Origin of the sequence: Arthrobacter sp. Leaf337 (genome assembly GCF_001423745.1) — a bacterium.
GTDB lineage: Bacteria > Actinomycetota > Actinomycetes > Actinomycetales > Micrococcaceae > Arthrobacter.
In genome coordinates this window covers 57,765-81,383 of sequence record NZ_LMPC01000031.1, presented here as the reverse complement: position 1 = coordinate 81,383, position 23,619 = coordinate 57,765, and the positions used below count along the sequence as shown (strand labels likewise).

General features: G+C 67.6%; 18 protein-coding genes. 12 read left to right on the top strand and 6 right to left on the bottom strand.

The window, feature by feature from the left end; genetic code table 11:
- Positions 1-11: 11 nt before the first annotated feature.
- A complete protein-coding gene (locus ASF98_RS22920) occupies positions 12-977 on the bottom strand; it encodes a LysR family transcriptional regulator (RefSeq protein ID WP_235506138.1) in 966 nt (321 codons plus the stop codon).
- Positions 978-1,060: 83 nt separating this feature from the next.
- Here ASF98_RS22920 and ASF98_RS22915 point away from each other — a divergent pair, with 83 nt between their 5' ends.
- The 12 genes from ASF98_RS22915 to ASF98_RS22860 all read left to right on the top strand — a co-directional run bounded on the left by ASF98_RS22915 (position 1,061) and on the right by ASF98_RS22860 (position 17,390).
- Positions 1,061-1,891, top strand: a complete 831-nt coding sequence (locus ASF98_RS22915) for an IclR family transcriptional regulator (protein ID WP_055807368.1) — start codon at positions 1,061-1,063, stop codon at positions 1,889-1,891.
- A 253-nt stretch (positions 1,892-2,144) separates the two neighbouring features.
- Positions 2,145-3,512: an MFS transporter gene (locus ASF98_RS22910; RefSeq protein ID WP_055807366.1), complete on the top strand. Its 1,368-nt coding sequence runs from the start codon at positions 2,145-2,147 to the stop codon at positions 3,510-3,512.
- A 53-nt stretch (positions 3,513-3,565) separates the two neighbouring features.
- Positions 3,566-4,735 (top strand): Gfo/Idh/MocA family protein, encoded by a 1,170-nt coding sequence (locus ASF98_RS22905; RefSeq protein ID WP_055807364.1) that lies wholly within the window; start codon positions 3,566-3,568, stop codon positions 4,733-4,735.
- A 9-nt stretch (positions 4,736-4,744) separates the two neighbouring features.
- On the top strand, positions 4,745-6,808 hold the full coding sequence (locus ASF98_RS22900; protein WP_055807361.1) for an FAD-dependent oxidoreductase: 2,064 nt from the start codon (positions 4,745-4,747) through the stop codon (positions 6,806-6,808).
- Positions 6,805-7,641, top strand: coding sequence for a sugar phosphate isomerase/epimerase family protein (locus tag ASF98_RS24370; protein ID WP_055807358.1), 837 nt, complete (start codon positions 6,805-6,807; stop codon positions 7,639-7,641). The genes ASF98_RS22900 and ASF98_RS24370 overlap by 4 nt, the downstream gene beginning before the upstream one ends.
- Complete coding sequence (locus ASF98_RS24365) at positions 7,638-8,474, top strand: aldo/keto reductase (RefSeq protein WP_235506137.1); 837 nt, start codon at positions 7,638-7,640, stop codon at positions 8,472-8,474. Before ASF98_RS24370 ends, ASF98_RS24365 begins: the two co-directional genes overlap by 4 nt.
- Positions 8,475-8,522: 48 nt before the next feature.
- The gene (locus ASF98_RS22885; protein ID WP_055807355.1) at positions 8,523-10,346 is read left to right on the top strand and encodes an FAD-dependent oxidoreductase; all 1,824 of its coding nucleotides are present in this window, start codon (positions 8,523-8,525) and stop codon (positions 10,344-10,346) included.
- Positions 10,347-10,496: 150 nt separating this feature from the next.
- Complete coding sequence (locus ASF98_RS22880; protein WP_055807685.1) at positions 10,497-12,590, top strand: S8 family serine peptidase; 2,094 nt, start codon at positions 10,497-10,499, stop codon at positions 12,588-12,590.
- Positions 12,591-12,606: 16 nt separating this feature from the next.
- The gene (gene mgtA / locus ASF98_RS22875; protein ID WP_235506136.1) at positions 12,607-15,315 is read left to right on the top strand and encodes a magnesium-translocating P-type ATPase; all 2,709 of its coding nucleotides are present in this window, start codon (positions 12,607-12,609) and stop codon (positions 15,313-15,315) included.
- A 114-nt stretch (positions 15,316-15,429) separates the two neighbouring features.
- Positions 15,430-16,311: a CPBP family intramembrane glutamic endopeptidase gene (locus tag ASF98_RS22870; protein ID WP_055807352.1), complete on the top strand. Its 882-nt coding sequence runs from the start codon at positions 15,430-15,432 to the stop codon at positions 16,309-16,311.
- A 29-nt stretch (positions 16,312-16,340) separates the two neighbouring features.
- The gene (locus ASF98_RS22865; protein WP_055807350.1) at positions 16,341-17,078 is read left to right on the top strand and encodes a DUF4386 family protein; all 738 of its coding nucleotides are present in this window, start codon (positions 16,341-16,343) and stop codon (positions 17,076-17,078) included.
- A gap of 105 nt (positions 17,079-17,183) precedes the next feature.
- Complete coding sequence (locus tag ASF98_RS22860) at positions 17,184-17,390, top strand: hypothetical protein (RefSeq protein WP_055807347.1); 207 nt, start codon at positions 17,184-17,186, stop codon at positions 17,388-17,390.
- Here ASF98_RS22860 and ASF98_RS22855 read toward each other — a convergent pair.
- From ASF98_RS22855 to ASF98_RS22840, 5 genes are all read right to left on the bottom strand, one after another.
- On the bottom strand, positions 17,387-18,370 hold the full coding sequence (locus tag ASF98_RS22855; protein ID WP_055807344.1) for a CapA family protein: 984 nt from the start codon (positions 18,368-18,370) through the stop codon (positions 17,387-17,389). The genes ASF98_RS22860 and ASF98_RS22855 overlap by 4 nt on opposite strands.
- A gap of 30 nt (positions 18,371-18,400) precedes the next feature.
- Positions 18,401-19,651, bottom strand: coding sequence for an ABC transporter permease (locus tag ASF98_RS22850; protein WP_055807341.1), 1,251 nt, complete (start codon positions 19,649-19,651; stop codon positions 18,401-18,403).
- A 2-nt stretch (positions 19,652-19,653) separates the two neighbouring features.
- Positions 19,654-20,601: an ABC transporter ATP-binding protein gene (locus ASF98_RS22845; protein ID WP_055807338.1), complete on the bottom strand. Its 948-nt coding sequence runs from the start codon at positions 20,599-20,601 to the stop codon at positions 19,654-19,656.
- Positions 20,602-20,820: 219 nt separating this feature from the next.
- Positions 20,821-20,997 carry a CsbD family protein gene (locus ASF98_RS23930; RefSeq protein WP_082507011.1) on the bottom strand — a complete coding sequence of 59 codons (177 nt, stop codon included), beginning with the start codon at positions 20,995-20,997 and terminating at the stop codon, positions 20,821-20,823.
- Between the two features lie 133 nt (positions 20,998-21,130).
- The gene (locus ASF98_RS22840; protein WP_055807336.1) at positions 21,131-23,548 is read right to left on the bottom strand and encodes an HAD-IC family P-type ATPase; all 2,418 of its coding nucleotides are present in this window, start codon (positions 23,546-23,548) and stop codon (positions 21,131-21,133) included.
- Positions 23,549-23,619 lie beyond the last annotated feature (71 nt).

Here is a 23,619-nt window from a genome sequence, read left to right as displayed (position 1 = left end):
GTTCGAAGGTCCTAGCGCGACGGCGTGGGCAGCACGGAATCGGCCAGTTCAAGTGCCAGTTTGAGGGCAGGTGAGATGAGGGCAGGATTCCAAGCGATCCCGGAAGCCAGCAACGGCGCCGCGCCGGAAAGCGCGATGAAGACGGTGCCGCCGGGCATGATGCCGGCCATGGAGTCGGGCACCAGGCTGACGCCCACACCGCCAGCCACCAGGGAGAGGGCCATATAGGGATCGGAGACCTCCTGCACCACGCGCGGCCTGAAGCCCGCAGCTGTGCACGCCGAAAAGACCGCCTCCCTCAGCGTGGAACCCTGGGCTGCGGGCATGGTGACAAAGTTGTCGGCTGCCAGGTCGGCCAGGGCAATCTGTGGCCGGCCGGCCAGCGGATGGTCCTCCGGAACAGCAGCGCCCAGCGGCTCCACGGCGATACGTCGCGTGGCCAGGGAGGGAGCATCCACCGGCAGCCCGATGAAGGACAGATCCAGGGACCCGTTGCGGAGCTGGTCGAGGGCATCCTGGGTGAGCAGTCCGCCGCTGAGGGTCAGGTCCAGGTGCGGGTAGCTGCTGCGCAGCGCCCGGGTGAGCGGGGGGAGGGTCTTGTGGTTGAGTGCTCCGGAAAACCCGATGCTGAGCCGGCCGTACACTTCGCCTGCATCCGCGGTGGCGGCCCGGCGCGCCAGGTCCAGCTCCTCCAGGATTTTCCGTGCGTGCGGCAGGAAGGCGAAGCCGGCGGTGGTCAACGAGACGGCCCTGGTGTTCCGTTCGAAGAGGTCGGTGCCGAGGCTCTTTTCCAGCTTCTTGACGGTCTGGCTCAGCGGGGACTGCGCCATGCGAAGCCGGTGGGCGGCGCGGCCAAAATGCAGTTCCTCGGCCACCGCCAGGAAAGCCTCGATCTGCCGCAGCTCCACGTTGTTCCTCCAGGCGGTGTTCCCGTGATGGCCTGCCCCGTTGCTGTCGCCAGGTGCAGGCCTGTTCACCCTAGGCTACTTCCACGGGCCCGCAGTCCTGCCGGCACGGGGATATATTGGCAGGAGAAAAGCTGGCACAACCGGGAGGAACCATGGCGAACTCCGCATCGGGGGAGTCCGTCATCCAGCGGGTGGTGAAGATCCTCGATGCCTTCTCCCGGGGGCATCCGCGTTTGACGCTCGCCGAGCTGGTCCGCATCACCGGAATGTCCAGCAGCACCGCGCACCGCCTGGCCAACGACCTCGTAGACAGCGGGCTGCTCAACCGCGGCGACGCCGGGGACTACGGCGTGGGCGTCAAGATGTGGGAACTTGCCTCACGCAGCAACCCCCTCGAAGAGTTCCGGCGCCGGGGGCTTCCCTTCCTGGAAGGTGTCCACGCGGCCGTCCGCGAGAACGTCTCGCTGTCCATCCCCGACGTCGAATCCGGCAGCGTCCTGTACCTCGAACGCCTCGACCGGCACGGCACCGTCCTGAACCTTGCCGACGTCGCCGGCCGGCTCGACATCCACAACACCTCCTCGGGCCTCGCCATGATGGCCCACATGCCCCGCCACGTTCAGGAGCGTTTCCTGGCCGGCCGGCTGGAGAAGACCACGCCCAACACGGAAACGGACCCCGTGAAAATCCGCGCACACCTGGCGTTGATCCGGGAGCGGGGCTATGTCCGGCTGGCCGGCGTCCTGGTTCCGGAAAACACCGCCTATTCCGTGCCCGTGTTCGGTGAGGGCAACAGCGTGATCGGTGCGATCGCCGTCGTCGTTCCCACCGCGGATGAGAAGCCCCAGCTGATCCTGCCGGTGCTGGTGGCCGCCGGCCGCGGCCTGTCCCGGACCATGGGTGCCGAGCGCCGGCCCTACGGAAACCGGCCTTGGCTCGAATCGGGCCGCCAGGCCGCGGGGGACCGGGACGCGAAGACCTAGGACGATCCCGCCCGTCCCGGTGCGCCGTCCCCTGTAGCTGCCCCGTGGCAGGCGTCCCGCGGTAAGCGTCCCGTTGAATGGGATTTGCCGCTGAAATCTGTGATGCCGCTCATACAGTTTTTCTTCAGGGAGCCACGCAACCGCCCGCTGGCTGGCGGAAGCTCCCGGCCCCAAAACTCTTACGGAACGTGCCACCGCAACGTGGCGGCGGCCCCCACCACCCCTAACCCGTGACACTCGATGAGGAGACACTATGGGACATGTTCAGCAACCCCCGGCCCTTGAGCTTGGGGAGACCGCCGTCGTAGAAAACCGCCCGGAAAAGATGCCCAAGAAGGCGGCCCTGGCTTCTTTCCTGGGGTCGACCCTGGAGTACTACGACTTCTTCATCTACGGCACCGCCGCAGCACTCGTCTTCCCCAAGATCTTCTTTCCGGGCGGCGACCCCGTGGTGGCACTGCTCGGAGCGATGGCAACCTTCGGCGTCGGGTACCTGGCCCGGCCGCTCGGCGGCATCGTGATGAGCCACTTCGGTGACAAGGTGGGCCGCAAGCAGGCACTGATGATCACGCTGGTGATCATGGGCGTCGCGTCCATCGGCATCGGCTTCCTGCCCACCTACGGCCAAATCGGCTACTGGGCGACCGCACTGCTGCTGGTCGGCCGCCTGGCGCAGGGCTTCTCCGCGGGTGCCGAGGCCGCCGGCGCGTCCACCCTCACCATGGAGCACTCCCCGGAAGGCCGCCGCGGCTTCTTCACCAGCTTCGTGATGACCGGCTACGCCTCAGGCATGGTGCTCTCCACCGTGGTCTTCATCCCGCTGGCCGCCCTTCCCGAAGACCAGCTGCTCAGCTGGGGCTGGCGTATACCGTTCTGGCTGTCCGTTGTGGTCCTCGGCGTCGCCTACTGGATCCGCACCCGCCTGGAGGAACCGCCGGTCTTCGAAGAAGCTGTGGATCCGACCAAGCCCAAGGGCATCCCGGCAGCCGAGGTCCTGAAGACACAGTGGCGCGACGTCCTGCGCGTAGCCCTCGTCATGCTGTTCTCCGTCATGCAGACCACCTTCACCGTGTACGCACTGGCCTACGCCACGGGTCCCTCCACCGGGCTGGACCGGACGCTGATGCTCACCGTCAACGCCGTCACCATCGGCCTGTCAATGTTCACCATCCCGCTGGCGGGCATCATCTCGGACAAGTTCGGCCGCAAGAAGGTGCTCCTGGTGGGCGCGCTCGGCTGCGCTGCCACCTCGTTCGGCTACTTCTGGGCCATCAGCGAGCACAACGTCCCCCTCATCTTTGTCTTCGGGTTCCTGAACATGTCCGTGTTCTACTCCTGCTGGAACGGCGTCTGGACGGTCTTCTTCCCCGAGATGTTCCCCGCCCCGGTCCGCTACTCGGGAATGGCCATCGGCAGCCAGGTGGGCCTGATCCTCACCGGGTTCGCCCCCGTCATCGCCACAATGCTCGCCCAGCCCGGCCCCGGCGGCTGGATACCGGTGGCCAGCTTCACGGTGGTCTGCCTGACCGTCTCCGCGATCGCCATCGCGACGGCGAGGGAAACCCACAAGACCCCGCTCGAAGAACTCGGACTGCCCCGCAAACGCCGCGTTTCCGCCTAGCGCACCCGGTTTCCGCCCAGCGCCCACCCACGCACCAGAAAGTTGATCCTCCCGTGACTCCATCAGCATCCGCACCCGCCCGCACCTTCCGCGTCGGCATCGTTGGCTGCGGCGCCATCTCCCGCAACCATCTCGAGGCCTTCGGCGCCCTGGACAACGTCCGGATCGTCGGGGTCTGCGACATCGACCTGGACCGGGCCCGTGCCACTGCCGAATCGTGGGATGTGCCCAACGCCGTGAATACGGTGGGCGAGCTGCTGGATCTCGGCGTGGACATCATCTCGGTCTGCACGCCGCACCCCACCCATGAGGAAGTGGTGCTGCGGTCGGCCGCGGCAGGCGTCCACGTGCTCTGCGAGAAGCCCATCTCCACCGACCTGGCCTCGGCCGAGCGGATGGCCGCGGCATGCGCCGACGCCGGGGTGAAGCTGGGCGTGCTCTTCCAGCGCCGCTTCTGGCCGGGCGCCCGGCGGATCCGGGCGGCGATCGACGACGGCACCCTGGGCCGCCCCGTCATGGGGCAGTGCTCGGTGATGCTGCACCGCGAACCGGAGTACTACTCCAAGGACGCCTGGCGCGGAACCTGGGCCAACGACGGCGGCGGGGTCCTGATGACGCAGGCCATCCACTACATCGACCTGCTGCAGTGGTTCATGGGGGACATCGCGGAGGTCTACGGCAAGATCAACAGCTACAAGCACGGCGCCAACATCGAGGTGGAGGACTCCGCCACAGCGGTCCTGACCTTCACCTCCGGAGCCATGGCAACGCTGGAGGCCTCGACGGCGGTGTCGCCCAGCCTGGGCGTGCAGATCCGCATCACCGGCGAGACCGGCGCCTCGGCATCCCTCACCGAGTTCCCGGAGGGCAGCGACGGCCGGGTGGACCTGTGGGCCGTCGGCGAAACCATCACCACTGAAGCCGTCCACCCCTCAGGAATCCGCCCCAACGTGGACCTCGCCACCATCAACGGCCAGCTCATCCCGCACCACACCAGCCAGGTCCGCGACTTCGTGGCCGCACTGGAAGACGGCACCGAGCCGGCCATCACGGGCGAGGACGCCACCAGGGCGCTGCGCATCCTGCTGGCCGTGTACGAATCCTCCCGCACGGGCGTCCCGGTCCGCTTCGCCGCGGTGGACCAGCGGGGCATCACCGGCCAGGCATCGGCGCCGGAAGCCCCGGCAGCCGAACTCGCCGCCAGCATTCCGGCAGCAAATTAGGAGAATCCCATGACCACCGAACGCTACGCAGCCCTGCCGCTGACCCTCGGCCGCAACGGCCGCACTCCGCGGACACTCCGGAACCGCCTCGCCTCCGCTCCGATGGAACGCAACTACGGCACCACCGACGGCCAGATCACGGACCAGTACATCGACTACCTTGTGACCCGGGCCAGGGCCGGGCTGGGTATTGTGACCACCGAGGCCACCTACGTCCGTGCCGACGGCAAGGGCCGCTCCCACCAGTTGGGCCTGCACACCGACGCCATGGTCCCGGGCCTGCGTGCCCTCACCGACGCGCTGCATGCCGAGGGCGCGCTCGCCGCCGTCGAAATCAACCACGGCGGCCGCACAGCACAGGCTGCGGTATCGGGATACAAGAACCTGGCGCCGTCGCCGGTGCCGTGCGAGGTGGCCGGCGGGGAGGTGCCGCGGGAGCTCACCCTCGGGGAGTGCCACGACCTCGTGGAAGCCTACGGCCAGGCTGCCCGCCGCGCCGTGGACGCCGGCTTCGACGTCATCAACATCCACGGCGCCCACGGGTACCTGATCCACCAGTTCATGTCCCCCATCTCCAACCACCGCACCGACGAATTCGCCGCCCCGGAACACTTCATGAACCTGGTGATCGACGAAGTCCGGCAGGCCGCCCCCGATGCCATCATCGGCATGCGCGTCTCCGTGGTGGAGGGTCCGGCGGACGGCATCACCGCGGAACAGCAGCTGGCCATCATCGCCAAAGCCCACCTCGAGCATCTCGACTTCCTGGACATCTCCGCCGGCAGCTACGAGGCCGGCGAATGGATCGTCCAGTCCGGCGAATGGAAACCCGGCGTCCTGGCCGATTACGCGAAGGACTACCGCCGGTTCGGCCTTCCGCTGGGCATGGCCGGCCGGCTGAACTCCCCGGCCATCATTGAAGAGGTTCTCCGCGACGGCACCTGCGACTTCGTCAGCCTGGCCCGCGCCATCCACGCAGACCCCGCCTTTGTGGGCGGCGTCCTGCACGGCGAACGCTACCGCCCGTGCATCGCCTGCAACGTCTGCATCGACAACCTGGGACTCGGCCAGGTGACCTGCACCGTCAACCCGGCCGTGGGCCGCTCCCGCGTCCCGATCCCCACGCCCGCCGTCCGTGAAGGCTCCCGCGTTGTGGTGGTGGGCGCAGGCCCCGCCGGCCTCACCGCCGCCCGTGAACTCGCCGAAGCCGGCGCACAGGTAACAGTGCTCGACGACGGTGCCCGCCCCGGCGGCCAGTTCGCCCTCGCGGAGCGGATGAAGTCCACCCCGGACTTCCACCGTTTCGCCGAATGGTCGGCGGAAGAGAACGCCCGGCTCGGCGTCGACGTCCGGCTGGGCACGCACGTAAACACGAACGACGTCGCGGCACTGGTCCGCGAAACCGGCGCCGACGCTGTTGTGCTGGCTACGGGCGGATTGCGCCCGGCCGCCCGGTTCACCGGCGGAGATTCCCCGAACGTCCTGGACGTGCGCGAATGGCTCGCCGCCCACCCCGGCGTCCTGGACGGCGGTGCGTCCGCCGGCGAAGTCCCCGCAGCGGTGACCATCTGGGGGGCCGACTCAGTGGCAATGAGCGTGGCGGACACAGTGGCGGACCGCGGCGCCGCCGTGCTGCTGGTAGGGCCGCAGGACGTCATCGCGCCGGAATCCGGCCGCCGCGCCAAGATCCTGGCCGTGCCCCGGCTGGACCAGAATCCGCGGGTCCGGATCCGGCTGGGCGCCGCGATCGAGGAGTACGACGGCGCCCGCGTGCGGCTCAGCAGCGGCGAGTGGCTGGACGCCCCCGGGCCACTGCTGGTCTCCCGTTCGGTTGCCCCGTTGGACGGCTCCGTGCCGGCCCGTGAACGCGACGCGGAGCTGAGTTTCGCGGCCGGGGTTCCCGTGACCCTCGCCGGAACGGTGGTGGACCAGGCCCCGGCCATCGCGTCCAACGCCGTGAAGAGCGGCTACGACGCCGCCCAGCGCGTGGCCGCCGCACTGGCCGCCAGTCCCACCGGCGACCGAGCCCGTCGAGATCCAGCGAACCTTTCCCTGAACGGAGCAGCATCATGAACACCCCGCCTCGCCGCCAGGTGGGCCTGGCCCAGCTTTCCCTCGTGGGGACCGCGCCGCCGGACCTCGTGACCATCGCCGCCGGGGCAGGCTTCGACTTCATCGGCGCCCGGGTGCGGCCGGTCACGGCGGCCGAGCGGGCGTACGACCTGCAGCCGGGGTCACCCATGCTCAGGGAAACCCTGGCACGGATGCGGGACACCGGGGTGACGGTGAAGGACATCGAGTTCCTGCTGCTGGACGGCAGCGAACAGCGCGAGGCCTGGCTGCGGATGATGGAAGCAGGCCAGGCGCTGGGCGCCGGCTCGCTGACCGTAGCCGGCGCCGATGCGGACACCGCGCGGCTGGCGGACACCCTGGCCCGTATGACGGAGGACGGCCGGGGCTTCGGCATCGTGCCCACGCTGGAACCGATCTCCTACCAGGCGGTCCATTCGATCCCCGCCGCGGCCGAGCTGGCCCGGGCGGCGGGATGCAAGATCGTGGTGGACGCCCTGCACTTCAACCGCTTCGGCGGCACGCTCGACCAGCTGGCAGCCAGTGCGGACCTCGTCCCGCTGCTGCAGTTGTGCGACGGTCCGGTGCAGCGGCCCGCCAGCCGCGAGGACCTGGTGGCCGAGTCCCGTTCCGAGCGCGGTGTCCCCGGCGAAGGCGGGTTCGATCTCGCCGCGCTGGTGGCCGCGTTCCCGGCAGGGACGCCCGTGAGCGTCGAGACGCCGTCGGACCGGCGGGTTGCCGAACTCGGCGAACCGGGCTGGGCCCGGAACCTCAAAGCCGCCTCCGACGCCGTACTCGCGGCAGCGGAGAGCCTCCAGGAAGCAGGGACCAAGTGAGCGAAGTACTGGAAAGCACGACGACGGAGCTTGCCCCCGGCGTCCACGTTCCGCTGATCGGGCTGGGCACTTGGCCGATGGTGGGGGAGGAAGCCGCGGATGCCGTGAACCGCGCCATCAACAACGGCTACCGGCACATCGATACTGCTGAGAACTACGGCAATGAAGAGGCGGTGGGGGAGGGCATCCGGCGCAGCGGCATCGCCCGGCAGGACATCTTCATCACCACCAAGTTCAACCGGGACTGGCACAGCCGGGACGGCGTCGGCACCGCTTTTGAACGCTCGGCGGCCCGACTCGGCGTGGATTACCTGGACCTGTTCCTGGTCCATTGGCCCAACCCCGCGCAGGGCCGGTTCGTCGAGGCCTGCGAAGGCCTCCAGCAGCTGGCGGACGACGGCGTCATCCGCGCCTGGGGCGTCTCCAACTTCAAGCCCGCCCACCTGCTTGCAGTGGAAAGAGCCGGACTTACGGTGCCGGTCAACCAGGTGCAGGTGGACCCCGCCCACGGCCAGCCTGAACAGCTGGCCTTCCACCGCGAGCACGGCATTGCCACCGGTGCGTACAGCCCGCTCGGCCGCAACGGCGACTTCCTGGCCAGCCCGGCCATTACCGGAGCGGCGCCGGAGCTCGGCAGGACGCCCGGGCAGATCGTGCTCCGCTGGCATGTCCAGCAGGGCCGCATCGCCACACCGAAGTCCGCCAGCGACACCCGTCAGCGGCAGAACCTGGACGTCTTCGGCTTTGAGCTGACAGCGGACCAGCTGGCCGCCATCAATGCACTGGAGACCGGCGCCCCGCCGCGCCTCGATTCAGATACCTTCGGCCACTGACCACTACCGACACTGAGAGACACCGAGAGACCCACAATGGAGAACCCCATGAACGCGAGCACCGACTCCACGCCGGCACCGGCCGCTATTGGACAGGACCGCCGGCTTCCCGCCGTGGACTGCGATGTCCTGGTGGTCGGATCAGGTGCCGGCGGATTGTCCGCCGCGGTCACCGCCGCCTATCACGGCCTCAAAGTCATCGTGGTGGAAAAGGCCGAGGTCTGCGGCGGGGCCACGTCCTGGTCCGGAGGCTGGGCCTGGACCCCCGGCAACCCCCTGGCCAGGGCTGCCGGCGTGAACGAGGACAAGGAAACGTTCCGCACCTACCTGCGCCACACCCTGGGGCAGGAGTACCAGGCGGACAAGGTGGACGCCTTCCTCGACGCCGTGCCGCACATGGTGGGGTTCTTCCAGCACAAGACGTCCCTCCAGTTCGTCCCGGGAACCAGGATCAATGACATCTACGGCAAGGTACCGGGCGCAGGCACCGGCAACCGCTCAGTGGGCCCCAAGCCGATCAACGCCCGCCGGATCCGGCCGGAACTCCGGGCAAAGATGCGCCACCAGCTCTACGAGACGTCCTTCCTGGGCATGGGCATCATGGCCGGACCGGACCTCACCAAATTCCTCTCCGCCTCGCAGGGCAACCCGAAGGGCATCTTCCACGCCGGCTGGCGCATGGGCCTCCATCTCCTGGACCTGCTGATTCACCGCCGCAACATGCAACTGGTCAACGGCACCGCCCTGACCGGACGCCTGCTGAAGTCCGCTGACGATCTCGGTGTGGACATCCGCGTTTCCACGCCCGCGAAACGGCTACTTACCGACAACAACGGCAAGGTGACCGGCGCCGTCGTCGGCTCCCGGAACGGTGAGCTGCAGATCAACGCAGCACGCGGCGTCGTCCTCGCCGCCGGCGGCTTCCCCAACGACATCCACCGCCGGAAAGAGCTCTTTCCCCACACTCCCACCGGCCGGGAACACTGGACGCTGGCACCAGCGGAGACCACTGGCGACGGCATCAGCCTGGCCCAGGCCGTGGGCGCCCGGTTCAAGACCGACGTGAAGTCCGCCGCGGCGTGGTGCCCCGTGTCGCTGGTGCCGTACCGCAACGGCCGCACAGGCACCTTCCCGCACATCATGGACCGCGCCAAGCCGGGCAGCATCGGCGTCCTCGCGAACGGCAAGCGCTTCGTCAACGAGGCCAACGGCTACTACGACTACGTAGCCGCGCTGATAGAAGCCACGCCCGCGGGCGGCACCGCGGAGTCGTGGCAGATTGCCGACAGCCGGTTCGTCCGCAGGTTCCCGCTGGGCATGGCCAAGCCGCTGCCGGTCCCGCTGTTCCCGTACCTTCGCTCCGGCTACCTCAAGAAGGGGCGGACCGTCGAGGAGCTCGCGGCGAGGTGCGGGATCGACCCCGCCGGCCTCAAAGCCACCGTGGCGGAGTTCAACCGGAACGCCCGCGACGGCGTGGACCCCGACTTCGGACGCGGCGAGACAGCGTTCAACCGGTATGGCGGCGACGCCGGCAACCGGCCCAACCCCTCGCTGGGTCCGCTCGAGAAAGGTCCTTTCTACGCGGTCCGCGTGGTTCCCGGCAGCTTCGGCACCTTCGCCGGACTGGAGGCGGACGGCCGCAGCCGCGTCCTGGACAACGACGGCCGGCCGATCGAAGGGCTCTACGTTGCGGGCAACGACCAGGCCAACGTCATGGGCGGGCACTACCCCGCGGGCGGCATCAATCTGGGGCCGGCCCTCACCTTCGGCTACATCGCCGGCCGCGACCTCGCCGGAGCGGACGCGTACGAGGACGACGGGACTCTGCCCGCGGAGGTGCCCGCTGCGGGGCGGCTTTCCACCCGCCGTTGACCGCCTAGGGTGCCGAGCGTATGCTGACGCTCACCTTCCGGGGCCCCGCTCGGCGGGGTCCGGGTCTCCTTATAGAGCACATGCGGCCACCGGGTGCCGAGGCTGTTTCCGGCGGCGCAATTCCGGCTGATCGCCAGGGGGCACAACTTCATGTCTGACATCACCATCAACGGCATCACCATTGATCCGATCAAACAGAACCGTGCCCTGCGTGACGCCGGACTGGTTGCCGAGGACGCCTCGGAGTCGGACCACATCCTCATCCAGACCGCGGAGCCGCTGACGGCGGAACAGCGCGCGGAACTTGCCGGCATCGACGTCGAGATGCAGGAATACGTATCGGACAACACCTACCTTGCAGCGTTCCCGCCGGCAGACCTGGACCGGGTGCGCGCCCTGCCGTTCGTGAGCTGGGCCGACGTCTACTCCAGGGTCTTCAAGATCCCGCCGCCCCTGCTGCCGCGCGGGGCGGACACCGGCAACGTCCGGTCGCTGGCGGACCACGAACCGCATCCGGACCGCCGGCTGGAAAAGGTGGACCTGCTGCTGCACCCGGGCATCGAGGCCGGCCCGGACCTGATCGCCCGGGTTGCCGTGGCGGCCCGGGTGGAGCCCGACGCCGTGGCGGTGACGCCGGGAAAGCTGCGCATCACCACGTCGGTGGGCCAGCTCCCGGAACTGGCGAAGATCGACGAGATCCGCGAGATCCACCCGGTCCGGGAGCGCCAGCTCTTCAACAACGTTGCCCGGCAGATCCTGAATGCCGAGGTGCTGGTCAACGGGACCGTCTACCGCGGCGACGGCGAAGCGGTGGCCGTTGCGGACACAGGATTCGACACCGGCGACGCCGCCAATCCGCATCCGGCGTTCACCGGACGGGTCCAGACACTCTATGCGCTGGGCCGCACGGCGCCGGACAAGGCGGACGATCCGCACGGCCACGGCACGCACGTGGCCGGCTCCGTGCTGGGCCGGGGAAATTCGGCCACCATGGGCGGGGACATTGAGGGCACGGCACCTGAAGCCATGCTGATCCTGCAAAGCCTGCTCGACGCCAACGGCGGTCTGGGCGGCATCCCGGTCAACCTGAACGACCTCTTCCAAAAGACGTATGACGACGGCGCCCGCGTGCACACGAATTCGTGGGGCGTGCCCGGACTCAACCTGCCCTACGACGCGAGCTCGCGGGAGATCGACGAATTCGTATGGAACCACCCGGACCAGGTGATCTGCTTTGCAGCCGGGAACGACGGCGTGGACGGCAACAGCGACGGCACGGTGGACTCGAACTCCATCGGATCCCAGTCCGCGGCCAAGAACTGCATCACCGTGGGAGCCAGCGAAAGCCTCCGCAAGGATTTTGCGCCCTCCTACGGCACGTACTGGCCGGGTGACTTCCCCGCGAACCCCGTCAAGCGGGACAAACAGGCCAACAACCCGGACGGGATGGTGGCCTTCTCCAGCCGCGGGCCCACGAAGGAAGGCCGGATCAAACCCGACGTCGTGGCCCCGGGAACCAGCATCCTGTCCACGCTGTCGCGGAACGCCCCGATGGGCAGCACCTTCGGCACCTCCACCGATCCGCTGTTCTTCTTCGATTCCGGCACGTCCATGGCAACCCCGCTGGTTGCCGGCTGCGCGGCGGTGCTGCGGGAAACACTGGTGAAGAACGGGCTGGCCGCCCCCAGCGCTGCCTTGATCAAGGCCCTGTTTATCAACGGCGCCGATGTGCTGCCGGGACAGTACAACCCCAGTGAGGCCGGGGAATCACCGAACGGGAACTCCGGGTGGGGCCGGGTCAACCTGGGCCGGTCCGTGGTCCTTCCCGGGCAGCCGGGCAACGCGGGCCTGGGCGAAGGCGGCCCGCTGGAGCAGGGGGAGGAGGACTCCTTCGCCATCGACATCCCTGCTGAAGTCCCCAAGGTTGCTGCCAAGGGGAGGCGGCACCGGGGTCCCCTCGGGGACCCGGAACTCACCGCAGCCGGGGTGACGCTGAAGATCACCCTCGTGTGGTCCGATCCGCCCGGTCCCCAGTTGCAGAACGACCTCGACCTCATTGTGCAGGCGGCCGACGGCAGCGAGCGGCACGGAAATTCCGGGACCTCCGCCGGCTTCGACCACGGGAACAACGTGGAGCAGGTCCTCTGGACGGGCATGCCGCCGGGCCCGGCCAAAATCTTGGTCCGCGCCTTCCGGATTACCCAGTTCCCGCAGCCCTACGCTTACGTGTGGCGGCTGTCCTGACGTGCAGGAACTCCACGTGCCGGACTTCCAGGTCCACGGGCATTTGCCCGGGCAAGTGACGATGGCGCATGCCGCGCAGCTTCCCGTGGAAGAGGTCCTGGACCAGTTGGAATCCGGCAGCGGTGGGCTGGCCAGCGGGGAAGGCGCCAAACGGCTGGCTGCCGTGGGCCCCAACGCCGTGCGGACGCATCAAGCGAGCGGATGGGCCGTATTGGGCCGGCAACTGGGCAGCCCCATCCTGATCCTTCTCGCCATCACTGCCGGGCTATCGCTCTTCCTGGGGGATGCCACAAACTCCATCGTGATCGGCGTGATCCTGCTGGTCAGCGTCGGTCTGGGCTTTACCAACGAGTTCCGGGCCGAACGCGCCGCCGAGGCCCTGCACTCGCGGGTCACCCACCTGGCCGCTGTTCTCCGCGACGGGACCATGGATGAAGTCGGCGTCACCACCCTGGTGCCCGGCGACGTCGTGCATCTGGCCATCGGTGCGATCATCCCGGCCGACATCAGGCTGCTGACGGCCAAAGACCTGCTCTGCGACGAAAGCATCCTGACCGGCGAATCCCTGCCGGTCAGCAAAGACCCCGCGCCAGTCACCGGTGCCGTTGCGCTCGCGGACCTGACGTCCTGCCTGTTCATGGGGACCGTGATCCAGTCGGGGAGCTGCACAGGGGTGGTTGTGGCCACGGGCGGGCGGGCCGAATTCGGCCGGATCGCCCTGGGACTCGGTGAGCGGCAGCCGCAGACCGAGTTCCAGCTCGGCCTGAAACGCTTCTCCTACCTGCTGCTGCAGGTGGCCCTGGTTCTCACCTCGCTGATCTTCATCGCCAACCTCCTGTTGCAGCGGCCTGTCATTGAATCCCTGCTGTTCTCGCTGGCCATCGCCGTCGGAATCACCCCGCAGCTGTTGCCGGCCGTCGTGAGCACCAGCCTGGCGACGGGCACGCGTCAGCTGGCCAAACGCAAAGTGCTGGTCAAACGGCTGGTGTGCATTGAGGACCTCGGGGACATGGACGTGCTCGTCACCGATAAGACCGGCACCCTCACCGAAGGCAGGATCAGCTTCACCGCAGCGTTGCCCGCCAGGGAGGGACTGTCCCCGGGCGCCCTGTTGACGCTGGGACTTCTCGCCACGGAAGCGGACTACGCGGAAGCGAAGGTCTCCATGGTGGGACTGAACCCGCTGGACACGGCTCTCTGGGCCTCCGCCGACGCGGCGGGGTTCCAGCCGGACCGCTACGAGCGGCTCGACGTCATCGATTTCGACCACCTCCGGCGCCGGACCAGCGTGCTGGTCAGCGAGGACGGCGGAGTGGCGCGGATGGTCACCAAGGGATCGCCGGAAGATGTCCTGGCACTCTGCGTGGACATCCCGGCGGGCGTGCAGGCGACGCTGGACGAACAGTTCAACGCGGGCTCCCGCGTGGTGGCCGTCGCCAGCCGGCCGGCCGGAGGAATGGCGGCGATTGAACCCTCCGACGAGAAGGGCCTGGTCCTGGAGGGGCTGCTGGTTTTCCTGGACCGGCCCAAAGCCAACGCCAGGGCTTCACTGGACCAGCTCGAAGCGCTCGGCATCACGGTCAAGATCGCCACCGGGGACAACGCCAAGGTTGCCGAGAAGGTCTGTGACGAGCTCGGAGTGCTCTCCGGCGGCACGCTCACCGGCGCCGAGGTGGAAACTCTCTCTGATGCCGAGCTGGCAGCAGCGGCCCGCGAGGCGAGCATCTTCGCCCGTGTCTCGCCGGAGCAGAAGGCCCGGATCATCCGCCTGCTTCGCCAAAGCGGGGGGTCCGTCGGGTTCATGGGCGACGGCGTCAATGACGCGCTGGCCTTGCACGCGGCGGACATCGGCATCTCCGTGGACAGCGCCACCGATGTGGCAAAGGACGCCGCCGATGTTGTCCTGCTGGACAAAGACCTGGGCGTGCTGGCAGAGGGGGTGATGGAAGGGCGGAGGATTTTCGCCAACACCATCAAGTACGTGCTGATGGGAACCTCCAGCAACTTCGGCAACATGTTCAGTGCCGCCACGGCCTCAGTCGTCCTAAGTTTCCTGCCGATGCTGCCCGGGCAGATCCTGCTGAACAACCTGCTCTACGACACCGGCCAGCTGGCGATCCCCGGCGACCGTGTGGACAAGGAACAGCTGCTGGCCCCGTCGCACTGGAACATCGGCTTCATCCGGCGTTTCATGTTCCTCTTCGGACCGATCAGCTCCCTGTTCGACTTCGCCACCTTCGCCTTGATGCTGTTCGCGTTCAACGCGGTGCCCGGGGAATTCCGGGCCGGCTGGTTCATCGAATCGATCGCCACGCAAACACTGATCATTTTTGCCATCCGCACCCGGAGGGTTCCATTCATGCGGAGCAGGCCTTCGGCCGGCCTGCTGGGCGCATCCCTGGGCGTGGTGGCACTGGGCATCTTCCTCCCGCTGTCTCCGCTGGCAGGCGTTTTGGGGTTCGATCCGCTGCCCACGCCTTTCTTCCTGGCGCTGCTGGGCATGACGGCGGTGTATCTGGTCATGGTCGAATTCGCCAAGCGCTGGTTCTTTGCCCGTACAGCCCAACAGCCTCCTGTCCGGCCTGCCGTCATTCCGCGCCGGCGGCCCACGCACCACATTTCCCGCCGCGCGGCCCGCTTCAGCACCCCGGCAGCCCGCCCCCTGCGGGGACAGCTGCTCCGCGGCGGGCGGAAGAGGAAGGCCAGGACCACCCATGGCCGCTGACGGGCCGGCGGCCCGCTCGGGAAACCCCGCACCGGAAACTATGGATTCAGCGTTGCAACCGGCGTACTCTGCAGCTGTTCGCATCTGGTGATTTGGCCTGAACCGAGGCACATCATGAGCGTTGAATCGAATGCACCGAACTCCGCGGGAAGCATCCGCATGCGGCTCAAGGACCGCATAGCCGCGCACCCGGTCGCCGCTTTCCTGATCCTTGCCATCCCGCTGGCCTGGCTGGCGCAGTGTCTTGCCATCGTCTTGCTCAAGGACGTTACTCCCGGGCTCCTGGTGGAACTGCTGGTCCTGCTGGGGACGGCCGTCCTTGTGACGGCGGCGACGGATGGCCGTGCCGGCGTCCGGCGCCTCTTCAACGGTGTGGTCCGCTGGCGTGTGGGCGCCGGCTGGTATGCCATGGCGTTGCTGGCACTGCCGTTGCTGACTCTCCTGACCGCCGTCGCGACCGGCACGCTCCGTGAGCCCGGCACCGGGTGGGCAACAACCGCGGGGCTGTACCTGCTGAAGGCAGTGGTCATCGGCGCCCTGCTGGGCAACGTCTGGGAGGAACTGGCCTGGGCGGGGGTGGTCCAGCGCCGGCTGATGGACCGGAAGGGCGTGCTCGCAGGCTCACTGCTGACTGCCATCCCGTTCGCCCTCATCCATTTGCCCCAGGCCTTCGCCGCGCGGGGGTTCGCAGCGACCCCGTGGACGGACGTTGCCCTGTCCTGGGGAGTGCTCTTCGGCTTCGCCGCCGTAGCGCGTTACCTACTGGGTATGGTGTTCCTGGGAACCGGCGGAAGCATCCTGATCCTGGGACTCCTGCACGGTTCCATGAACGCGTCCCAGGGCATGGACACGGTGGACTGGTGGCAGTTCATCCCGGCGGTGGCGGTGCTGACCGCGGCGGTCGCGGCGTACCTCGCCGTCAGGTCCCGGACCACCGGCCAGGGCAGCAGCGGACATGCCCTGCGCCGGCGGCGTTACCGGGCAGCAAACCCGTAGCTGTCAGCCGGCGGAAGGGAGTTAGGGACATGGAAGACACAAAGAACGACGGCGGGCTCCGCCGCCCCGAGCTGCGGCTGTCCGCCGCACTCCTCTTCGCCGGCGTCGTGGCCTCGCTGCTGGCCGGACTCCAGCACCCGGACGCGGCCAGCGCCAACGACCACCCTGCGACGTTCGCCGAGTACGCGGCCAGTGACGCCTGGATCCTGGTCCACCTCGGGCAGTTCGTTGGCATGGGGCTGCTGCTCTGCGGACTGCTAGTGCTTGCCTATGCCCTCAACGTCCGGCACGGGCCAGCGGGCTGGGCCGTGCGGCTGGGTACGGCGGCGGCCGTTGCCGCGCTCGCCCTCTACGGTGTCCTGCAGGGTGTGGACGGTGTTGCGCTCAAACATGCCGTCGATGCCTGGGCCGGCGCCGCCGAGGGGGAGAAGGCCCTGCGCTTCGCGGCTGCGGAGGACATCCGGTGGCTTGAGTGGGGAGTCAGGAGCTACCAGAGCTTCATGCTGGGTTCAGCGCTCATCCTGTTCGGCAGTGGCATCGCCGCCACGCGCAGGGTCTCCCGGTTCATCGGGTACCTGATGGCGCTGTCCGGAGCGGCCTACCTGGCGCAGGGCTGGATCATCGGTGCCGAGGGCTTTTCCGCATCCAATAGCCTGCCCACGCTGGCGGGCATAGTGCTGATCCTCGGGTGGACCGGCTGGCTCCTCGTGGCGGCCTGGCGGAGGACAGCGGATGACAAAGCCGGGGCGCCGGCTTCCGCCGGCTAGTCTGCCGCTCACTGGACTTCCGCCCGCTGGCAGGTACGGATAATCTGGAAAATGCCAAGATGCTGCCAGAACAGCACCCCAGTTCCTGGCCAAGAGAGGCACGACATGTCAGAGAAGCTGCATCTCACCCCGGAAGACGAGTTTCCGGAAGATCTCTCAAAGGTCGAGGACACGGAACTTCAGGTCCTCGACAGCCAGATCCAGCGCCAGCTGGATTACGAGTACGTGGCCGAGGGCGAACCGAACCCGGAGACCGAATTCAGGCATTTCGACCTCGATGAGGAATTCAGCGAACGGGACAAACGGGATTAACTGTCCACCGGTATTTGCAGCACGTTCGTTTCATCGACCCACTTACTCTGCGTTCCCAGCTGGGCGCTAAGCTCCTGCATCCGTGCTGCGATCCGGCGTGAGCTTTTTCCGGCCAGCCGCGCCTGGAACCCGGTGATGACCGTTGGATGGAGCTGCAGCCGGACGGGCACGCCGCCGCCGATTTCCAGGCGGAAGATGAACGACTGGTCGTTGCGTTCCTCGGGGTCCACGGCATAGTCGTCTATGAAATCGCCGGCGCTGTAGATGAGCGGCCGGCCGCGGTAGAGCTCCACGCCGCGGAAGATGTGCGCCGAATGCCCGAACACGACGTCGGCCCCCGCATCCACCAGCGCGTGCCCCAGCTCCCGGTGGGCGGGCGGCACATCGGCGCCCCAGTTGCCGCCCCAGTGCGCCGAAACGACCAGCAGGTCCGTGCGTGCCCTGGTGCGGCCAACTAGCCCCAGCAGGTCCCGGACCCTCGCGTTTTCCGGGTGCCGTTCGTCCACCGGCACGTAGTACACCCCGGGCCGGAACGGTCCCGCCTCCCAGTCCGGCTGGTTGTCCGTGAAGGCAAGGAATCCGACGGCGGCCGGACCCACCCGCCGGATCACAGGCCGCCGGGCGGCCTCCAGGTCCGGCCCCGCTCCGGCATGCAGGATTCCGCTGCGGTCCAGCGCAGGCAGCAGCTCCCGGAATGCGTCCGTCCCGTAGTCAAGCACGTGGTTGTTGGCGAGCGAGACGGCGTCGATACCCGCGGCAGTCAGTGCGGCAGCGTTCCGGACGTCCGAGCGGAAATGGAACACCTTCCCCGGCAGCGGCTTCCCGCCGTCGGCCAGGACGCATTCGAGGTTGGCGAACCGCATGTCCGCCTGCGCCAGGACCGGAAGCGTGTCGCCCCAGGGGTAGGCAGGCGGGGCTGACCTGAGCCGCTCGTTCACCAGGCGGCCCAGCATCACGTCACCGAGGAAAACCAGCCGCACGGTCCGCCTCCCGCCCCGCCAAAGTCCCGGCTACTTCTCCGCCGGGCCGGCCACAGCGTGCCGTGATCCAGCTTTGAGGGCGGTCCTGATGCTGACCTTCCGGGTGTAGGAGATGGACCCGTATTGGAAGAGCCGCACGGCCACACGGAGCATCAGTGCAGCGCCGACGTAGAGGATGGCGATCACGACTGCGGCTTCCAGGACGCCCAGCGATCCGAACGCGTTCCGCAACAGCGCCGTGACCGGCGCCGAGAAGGGGAAGTAGGTGAACACCTGCACGATCAGGGAATGCGGCTCGGAGATCACCAGGCTGACCGAATAGAACGGAATGAAGATCAGGGCAATCATCACACCCATGAAATTCCCGGCTTCCTTGGCTGTGGGCATTACGGCGCCGATGGCCACCAGCGTGGTGGTGAACAGGGCGAAGCCGCCCACGAGGATGAGGAAACCGACGGTGATGCGCAGGGGGTCGAAGACCAGCTGGGAGAATTCGAACGCGGGGATGCTCAGGGCATCACGGTAGAAGAGTCCGCCGATCAGAATGGGCGAGGCGAAGACCGCCACCTGCACCAGGCCCACCATGAACAGGGCCAGCACCTTCCCTGTGATCAGGGTGGTGGGCTTGAGGGTCGTGAGGATCATTTCGGTGACCCTGTTCTCCTTTTCCTCCAGCGTGGAGTTCAGCATCTGCCCGGCGAGGAGCACCACCAGCCCGTAAAACACCACCAGGAACGCCATCGGCGGAATCACGGAGTTCATGCCGCCGGCCACCTCGGACCCCTGGTAGGTCACCGTTTCCACCTGCACCGACCCCGCCGCGAGCCCGGACAACTGGGGCGAACCGATCCTCACGGCCACAGCGCGGGCAAGCATGGCCTGGGCGACGGCGGCGTACTTGCCGTTTTCAAACAACCCCCGGTCCGCGCCGTAGGCCTTCACCGCAGTCGCCTCGGGATGGGCGGGGAACTCGAAGTAGGCCTCGACGGCGCCGGACCGGACATCCTGTATCCCGGCGTCGGACGAGGCCGCGGGAACGGCGCCGAACGCGGCCGCGTCAGCGGGAGTGATCAGGCCGGAAGCATCCAGGTAGGAGATGCTGAACTGGGCGTTCTTTTGGGCCTCGGCGGCGGAACTGGTGCTGGTGTTGCTGAGGAAGATCATCCCGAACACCACGGCCATGATGACGGGCACGGACAGGGTGCCGATCCAGAAGCGAAGCTTGGTGACGGTGCGGACGAATTCGAAGCTGATGACGGTTCCAAGGTTGTGCTGGGCCATGGCTACGCACCCCGTGTTGCGGCCACACGCCCGGGGGCGGGTGCCGGGGACCCGTTGTGTTCCCCGTACACGCGGATGAAGATGTCCTCCATTGAGATCTTCGTGGTGGTGAAACTGCGGATGACCATGCCGGCGTCCATGAGTTCGCGCAGGATGGCCGCTTCGTCGGTGTCGTCCGTGATGGAGAGCTCCGCGTAGTTGGTTTCCTCCAGCGTCACCTCATAGTGCGGCGACGGCGGGATGGGCCCGGCGTGCCGGATGCGGACCACCCTGCCGCCGTACTTGTTCTGGACCTCATCGATGGTGCCGTAGGCCTCGGACGTGCCGTCCTTCAGGAGGATGATGCGGTCGCAAAGCCGTTCCACTTCCTCCATCTGGTGGGTCACCATCACCACGGTGGCGCCGTCGTTCTTCTGCTCCGCGATGATGTCCATCAGGAGGCGGCGGTTCACGGGGTCGAACCCCTTGGTGGGTTCGTCCAGGATGAGGAGCTCCGGACGGTTCATGATGGTGACGCCGAGCTGGACCTTCTGCTGCTCGCCGCTGGAGAGCTTGTCCACCTGGATGGCGGCCTTGCCGGCAAGGTCCACGCGGTCCAGGTATGCCAGGGACCATTGCCGCGCCGAGTGCCGGTCCATTCCCTTGAGCCGGCCGAAGTAGGTCATGACGTCCATGACCTTTTCCTTCTTGTAGAGCCCGCGCTCCTCCGGAAGGTAGCCCAGCCTGCTGCCGTGCTCGGGCTTGAAGGGCCGCCCGTTGATGTGGAGGACGCCGGCCGTGGGCTCGTACAGGCCCAGGAGCGCGCGGATGGTGGTGGTCTTGCCCGAGCCGTTGCTGCCCAGGAACCCGAACGTCTCCCCGGCCCGCACGTCGAAGGACAGGTCGCGGATCACGGTGGTGTCCGCGAAGTCCATCCGGAAACCGCTGATGTGCACCACTGGCTCGTCCATGGCTGTCGCCGCCTGTACCGATCATTGCCCGCCGTTGTCGGTTCCCCCGGGGCAGGCTGCCATGTGACCAGAGTGGTTCCGGATGCTCCGAAAAGGAAGGGGCTAAGGTCCCGGCCGTGTGCCGGAACCTGCAACGGGACGTCGCGCCGATCCCTCCGCCGGCGGGGCATAAAAATGGCCGGGACGCGAAAATCTCCGCACCCCGGCCATCAGTAACGACTACTTGTCGTTGATGGTGTCCTTGACGTCCTCGGCGGCGTGCTTCGCGTCGGCCGTGCCCTGATCAATCTTGCCCTCGGTCTCGAGCTTGCTGTTATTGGTCAGCTTGCCGAATGCTTCCTTGGCCTCGCCGATGGCTTTCTCGGCAGCGTTCTTGATCTTGTCGCCCAAACCCATGTTTGTTTCCTCAATCAGTTGATCAGTCGCAGGCGGGCGGATGCCTACCGTATGCCCCTCCACCCTAGGTGCATACGGGTTCGAGTAGTGCCATAGGCGGTTATGCGTCCATGGCGCCGCGGCCGCCGGCCGGTCAAACATTGAGGCGGCGGCGTAACCGGAACACGAGCTCGACGGCGGCGCACCCGCCCAGCGCTGCCAGCAGGGCGGCATTGCGGAGCTCGTCCGGGGGCCACGAGATGCCGAAGAAGTCCGTGATGACCGGGACGGTGAGGAGCGCCAGCAGGCCTGCATACATGGAGGCGATGATGAGGAGACGCCAGCGGTTCAGCGGCCGGGAGAGCACCACGAGCACCCAGAGAGCCACGAGGGCGAGAACCATGACCGACCCGGTCCGCACGGAGTCCTCCCTGTACCCGCCTGCGATCGCCGCATAGGCATTCAATGAAAGGACGGCCGCGGTGATGATGAGGCCGGCAGGGACGGCGAACGTCAGGGAGCGTTTGAGGAAGCCGGGCCTGTAGAGCCGGGTGTTTGGCATGAGTGCCAGGAAGAAAGCGGGGATGCCGATGGTGAGCCCGTCGGTGGCGGAGAGCTGTCGCGGCAGGAACGGAAAGCCCCACAGCAAGCCGCCGAAGACCACCGAAAGGGCAATGGCATACGCTGTCTTGGCCAGGAACAACATGGAGACGCGCTCGATGTTGGCGATGACCCGCCTTCCCTCAGCCACGACGCCGGGAAGCCTGTCGAATCGGCCGTCCAGCAGTACCAGCCGGGAGACGGCCTTGGTCGCTGCCGCGGCGGTGCCCATGGCTATCCCGATGTCCGCCTCCTTCAGCGCCAGGGCATCATTGACTCCGTCCCCGGTCATGGCCACCACGTGGCCGCGGCTGCGCAGTGCAGCCACCATTGCCTTCTTTTGCGCGGGGGTGACCCGGCCGAACACCTTGTGGTCCCGCAGGACGTCCGCCATGAGCTCGGGATCTTCGGGCAGCTCACGGGCATCGTAGCCGTCAGCGGCGTCCAGGCCCACGTCTCGGGCAATGGCCGCCACGGTCCGCGGATCGTCACCGGAAATAATGCGGAGGTCGACGCCCTGCTCCCGGAAGTAGGCGAGGGTCGTGGCGGCGTCGGGCCGTATCTTCTCGCGGAATGTCAGCAGCGCTGACGGCACCAGCGTCGACGGCAGTGCTCCCTCCTCCGCTTCCCTGGCAGCCATGGGCCGCCCGGCATGGGCCAAAACAAGGGTCCGGAGGCCGGACGATGCCAGCCCGGCCGCAGAGGCCAGGGACTGGACGTGTCCCGGGGTCGTGGCCTCGAGGACGAGTTCCGGGGCGCCCAGCACCCAGGCACCGGGCGCGGCCCCGTCGTTGAAACTGACCGCACTCCATTTCCGGGACGACGCGAAGGGGACGGAGGATACCGGGCGGGGTCCGCTGTCGTACTTGAAGTCGGCGGCGAGGCAGCGGGCGGTGGCGTTTGCATCGGCGTCGGCCCCGAACCAGCCCAGGGCCTCCTTCCACCCTTGCGCCGGTGCGGTGCCGGCGTCGTGCACGCCGTCGAAAATGATTCGTCCTTCAGTGAGGGTGCCGGTCTTGTCCAGGCAAAGCATGTCCACCCGGGCCAGCCCCTCCACCGCGGCCAGTTCCTGGATGAGGACCTTATCCCGGGCGAGCCGCAGCCCGCCCAGCGCGAACGCGACGCTGGCCATCAGCACCAGGCCTAGCGGGATCATGGCGATGACGCTTGCCACGGCGCCCACAGCCGCGGTCTTCCATGTGCCCGTGTCCAGCGCCTGGCTCCAGCCTCCCTGGGCGTGCATCTCGCCGTTGACAACAATGGCCATGACAGGGAGGAGGCCCCACGTAATCCACCGCAGGACCCGGTTGAGGCCGGTGCGGATTTCCGAGTTAACCAGGGAAAAACGCTTGGCCGCCATCGTAAGCTTGCCGGCGAAGGAGTCGTCCCCCACTCGGACAACCTGGGCCCTGCCCTGGCCGCCCACAACACTGGACCCGGCCAGGACCTCGGACCCCGGTGCTTTGTCCACGGGATTGGACTCGCCTGTGAGCAGCGATTCGTCGATTTCCAGCCCATGGGCGTCGTACACGGCGGCGTCCGCGGGCACCTGGTCGCCGGCGAAGAGCAGGATGACGTCATCAAGGACCACCTCGGCCGTCGGAATGTCCCGGATGGCGCCGTCCCTGAGTACCCGTGCGTGCGGGGAGTTCAGCACCGCAAGCCGGTCCAGCGACTTCTTGGCCCGGTATTCCTGGACCACCCCGATGACGGCGTTGCCGACCGCGGCGAAACCGAAGAGGGCATCCTGCCACTGCCCCAGGACCAGGAGCAGCACGAAGCTGCCGGCCACAATGGCATTGAACAGCGTCAGGACATTGGCGCGGAGGATGTCCCACAGACTGCGGCTGGATGCGTTGGAGACCAGGTTGGTCAGCCCTCCGCGGACGCGTTCGGAGACGTCCGCACTGGACAGGCCGTTCCCGCGCCACTTGTCTTTGCCAAACAGGTGGGTGCGTTGCCCCGTTACCATGTGTGCTGCTTCCTTAGGCATGCCCCGCTCGTAGTAGTCCTTAGTGTGGCACGTCGGCCGTGTGGCACGTC

Coding starts and splice junctions, on each gene's coding strand:
- ASF98_RS22915 (WP_055807368.1), top strand. CDS start 1,061: ATGGCGAACTCCGCATCGGGGGAGTCCGTCATCCAGCGGGTGGTGAAG.
- ASF98_RS22910 (WP_055807366.1), top strand. CDS start 2,145: ATGGGACATGTTCAGCAACCCCCGGCCCTTGAGCTTGGGGAGACCGCC.
- ASF98_RS22900 (WP_055807361.1), top strand. CDS start 4,745: ATGACCACCGAACGCTACGCAGCCCTGCCGCTGACCCTCGGCCGCAAC.
- ASF98_RS24370 (WP_055807358.1), top strand. CDS start 6,805: ATGAACACCCCGCCTCGCCGCCAGGTGGGCCTGGCCCAGCTTTCCCTC.
- ASF98_RS22885 (WP_055807355.1), top strand. CDS start 8,523: ATGAACGCGAGCACCGACTCCACGCCGGCACCGGCCGCTATTGGACAG.
- ASF98_RS22880 (WP_055807685.1), top strand. CDS start 10,497: ATGTCTGACATCACCATCAACGGCATCACCATTGATCCGATCAAACAG.
- ASF98_RS22870 (WP_055807352.1), top strand. CDS start 15,430: ATGAGCGTTGAATCGAATGCACCGAACTCCGCGGGAAGCATCCGCATG.
- ASF98_RS22865 (WP_055807350.1), top strand. CDS start 16,341: ATGGAAGACACAAAGAACGACGGCGGGCTCCGCCGCCCCGAGCTGCGG.
- ASF98_RS22860 (WP_055807347.1), top strand. CDS start 17,184: ATGTCAGAGAAGCTGCATCTCACCCCGGAAGACGAGTTTCCGGAAGAT.
- ASF98_RS22850 (WP_055807341.1), bottom strand. CDS start 19,651: ATGGCCCAGCACAACCTTGGAACCGTCATCAGCTTCGAATTCGTCCGC.
- ASF98_RS22845 (WP_055807338.1), bottom strand. CDS start 20,601: ATGGACGAGCCAGTGGTGCACATCAGCGGTTTCCGGATGGACTTCGCG.
- ASF98_RS23930 (WP_082507011.1), bottom strand. CDS start 20,997: ATGGGTTTGGGCGACAAGATCAAGAACGCTGCCGAGAAAGCCATCGGC.
- ASF98_RS22840 (WP_055807336.1), bottom strand. CDS start 23,548: ATGGTAACGGGGCAACGCACCCACCTGTTTGGCAAAGACAAGTGGCGC.